This is a genomic window from Yersinia sp. 1252 StPb PI (assembly GCF_048593885.1).
Lineage (GTDB): Bacteria > Pseudomonadota > Gammaproteobacteria > Enterobacterales > Enterobacteriaceae > Yersinia > Yersinia enterocolitica_E.
The window spans coordinates 1-721 of record NZ_JAZGQE010000441.1 but is presented as its reverse complement, the minus strand read 5'-3'; the positions used below and the strand labels follow the sequence as shown (position 1 = coordinate 721).

Here is a 721-nt window from a genome sequence, read left to right as displayed (position 1 = left end):
GCCTTCACTGTCTTGACTGGAGTCGGCGGGACAACTTGCGTCGGTACCGGTCTCTTTGATTTATCGCCGGTTCGTAGCCGCTGCTTTATTTTCATATCCCACACATACGCTTCTTTGTGGTCACGTCCGTCATCCGGCGCGCGGCCAATAGTCAGAATTAGTTCGCTGATATCGTCCATCAGGCCACCTCATCATTTGCCGGTTCTGATGTGAAATCATTAAGCGCCTTCTCGCATGCAAGGCTGACGCGAGTAATGTGTTGCTGCATGGCTTGCAGGGATTCGACTTCTGACTGCTTAATACTGCGCATGATTAAGGCAGTGATAAGCTGATTCAGCATTGGGTAATACCCGATAACTTTCAGGTAGGTTTCGCCAGCGTTCTTACTGTCTTTGCCGAAAACGTTAACTGCATTCAGGACGAATTCATTCTCGTTACTCGTGATGACGTAACCTTCAATTTTGATGTGCATAGGGAATCTCCAGGTTATTTAGATGAAGTCCGTTTCCCTTTGATTGCTTTCTTGCAATCTGTCCATACGGTTTTAGCGAAGTGTTGACGGGGTATACTGAGGACGTAGCGGCGTTGTTCACCGTTAGGGCCAATAGGCTCGTTGAGCCACTTTTCGAATGAGTCGCTCATGCTGAACTCCAGATAGTGAAATCCGTTTACTGAGAGTTCCGTGGTGGGGTTAAAACGAGTTACCGATACACTTCGCTGC

Annotated in this window: 2 protein-coding genes; both read right to left on the bottom strand. The window is 48.1% G+C overall.

Annotated features, from left to right (window positions below; translation table 11 throughout):
- Positions 1-178: 178 nt before the first annotated feature.
- Complete coding sequence (locus tag V2A85_RS24200) at positions 179-472, bottom strand: DUF5405 family protein (RefSeq protein WP_420072620.1); 294 nt, start codon at positions 470-472, stop codon at positions 179-181.
- Positions 473-486: 14 nt separating this feature from the next.
- Positions 487-642, bottom strand: coding sequence for a hypothetical protein (locus tag V2A85_RS24195; protein ID WP_420072619.1), 156 nt, complete (start codon positions 640-642; stop codon positions 487-489).
- Positions 643-721 lie beyond the last annotated feature (79 nt).